This window comes from Streptomyces sp. NPDC056224, assembly GCF_042267665.1.
GTDB lineage: Bacteria > Actinomycetota > Actinomycetes > Streptomycetales > Streptomycetaceae > Streptomyces.
Map to the genome: position 1 here is coordinate 1 of NZ_JBHJTK010000091.1, position 2,500 is coordinate 2,500.

Annotated in this window: 1 protein-coding gene and 1 rRNA gene (1 of these 2 cut by a window edge); one reads left to right on the top strand and one right to left on the bottom strand. The window is 48.8% G+C overall.

Translation table 11 applies throughout. The annotated features are described in order from the left end of the window. Nucleotides 1-619: polysaccharide deacetylase family sporulation protein PdaB (gene pdaB / locus ACFCZ1_RS38205; protein ID WP_376682884.1), on the bottom strand; the 619-nt coding region annotated here is incomplete at its 3' end. A 427-nt stretch (nt 620-1,046) separates the two neighbouring features. Here pdaB and ACFCZ1_RS38210 point away from each other — a divergent pair. After that, nucleotides 1,047-2,500, top strand: a 16S ribosomal RNA gene (locus ACFCZ1_RS38210) (it continues 95 nt past the right edge of the window).

A 2,500-nucleotide genomic window follows, 5' to 3' on the forward strand; every position in this document is an offset into this window, starting at 1 on the left:
CGGGTAAGGCTTGAGCGGTTTGGGTTGCTGAATCTGAGGCGTGAAGGAGAACAATGTCTCCGCTTTTCATTCGATCATTTACATTCTGAACAATCTGGTCGACACCCGGATTCAGCCAATCCTGTGAATTGATGCTGTAATGAACAACGGTATAACCGTACTGTGTGGCTATTTTTAGTGCTGTTTCGTTAAACTGTCCAGTTGGCGGTCTTAATAGTTGAATGTCATCTAGTCCAAGCTTTTGAAATGTATTTTGTGCACGGACAAGATCTTGCTTGATCTCACTATCCTCAAGCTGGCTATAATTTTTATAAGCATAGCCGAGGCTTCCAATTTGATGGCCGTCCTCCCTAATTTGTTTCACGATATCAGGATGACGCTCAGCCCAAGAAGCAGACAGAAAGAAGGTGGCGTTCTTTATACCGTACTCTCGAAGGACATTTAAAATAGGAACAGCCTTCTCATCTCCCCAGCCAATATTAAAAGTGAGAGAGACGTGCTTTGATGAAGTTTCGCCTTTATAAATGGCTCGGGGTCCATGTTCAGTTTTAAATACCGACAGCGGCGGTGCCTTTTGTACATAAAAAAAGGTTGCAGCTGCAAGGGCTGCTACAAGAATAATGACAACTTGCTTCAGCCGTTTAATAGGCAACACATATAATCGACTCAATTCAAACACTCCTGCCTTGTCCAAGATTGTTACTTGATTGTATGCAGGACAAGGGTTTAAGATGCTTAATAAAACTATTTCAAAAAAAAGTTTTGAAAAGGCGTTGACCAAGAGAATGCTTTCGTGATATATTATTAATCGTCGCTGACACACAGTGACAAACACAAAACGCTTCGGGAAATAAACTTGAAAAAAGTTGTTGACATAAGATGAAGCGAAATGTTATATTATTAAAGCCGCTAAGAACGGCGGAGATGATCTTTGAAAACTAAACAAGACAAAACGTACCTGTTAATTCGAGTTTTTATAAAAAATCCTATGATACTTCATAGGTAGTCAGTCAAACTGGCGAAAAGCAAAACTTCGGTTTTGTACTTTTTCGGAGAGTTTGATCCTGGCTCAGGACGAACGCTGGCGGCGTGCCTAATACATGCAAGTCGAGCGGACAGAAGGGAGCTTGCTCCCGGATGTTAGCGGCGGACGGGTGAGTAACACGTGGGTAACCTGCCTGTAAGACTGGGATAACTCCGGGAAACCGGAGCTAATACCGGATAGTTCCTTGAACCGCATGGTTCAAGGATGAAAGACGGTTTCGGCTGTCACTTACAGATGGACCCGCGGCGCATTAGCTAGTTGGTGGGGTAACGGCTCACCAAGGCGACGATGCGTAGCCGACCTGAGAGGGTGATCGGCCACACTGGGACTGAGACACGGCCCAGACTCCTACGGGAGGCAGCAGTAGGGAATCTTCCGCAATGGACGAAAGTCTGACGGAGCAACGCCGCGTGAGTGATGAAGGTTTTCGGATCGTAAAGCTCTGTTGTTAGGGAAGAACAAGTGCGAGAGTAACTGCTCGCACCTTGACGGTACCTAACCAGAAAGCCACGGCTAACTACGTGCCAGCAGCCGCGGTAATACGTAGGTGGCAAGCGTTGTCCGGAATTATTGGGCGTAAAGGGCTCGCAGGCGGTTTCTTAAGTCTGATGTGAAAGCCCCCGGCTCAACCGGGGAGGGTCATTGGAAACTGGGAAACTTGAGTGCAGAAGAGGAGAGTGGAATTCCACGTGTAGCGGTGAAATGCGTAGAGATGTGGAGGAACACCAGTGGCGAAGGCGACTCTCTGGTCTGTAACTGACGCTGAGGAGCGAAAGCGTGGGGAGCGAACAGGATTAGATACCCTGGTAGTCCACGCCGTAAACGATGAGTGCTAAGTGTTAGGGGGTTTCCGCCCCTTAGTGCTGCAGCTAACGCATTAAGCACTCCGCCTGGGGAGTACGGTCGCAAGACTGAAACTCAAAGGAATTGACGGGGGCCCGCACAAGCGGTGGAGCATGTGGTTTAATTCGAAGCAACGCGAAGAACCTTACCAGGTCTTGACATCCTCTGACAACCCTAGAGATAGGGCTTTCCCTTCGGGGACAGAGTGACAGGTGGTGCATGGTTGTCGTCAGCTCGTGTCGTGAGATGTTGGGTTAAGTCCCGCAACGAGCGCAACCCTTGATCTTAGTTGCCAGCATTCAGTTGGGCACTCTAAGGTGACTGCCGGTGACAAACCGGAGGAAGGTGGGGATGACGTCAAATCATCATGCCCCTTATGACCTGGGCTACACACGTGCTACAATGGACAGAACAAAGGGCTGCAAGACCGCAAGGTTTAGCCAATCCCATAAATCTGTTCTCAGTTCGGATCGCAGTCTGCAACTCGACTGCGTGAAGCTGGAATCGCTAGTAATCGCGGATCAGCATGCCGCGGTGAATACGTTCCCGGGCCTTGTACACACCGCCCGTCACACCACGAGAGTTTGCAACACCCGAAGTCGGTGAGGTAAC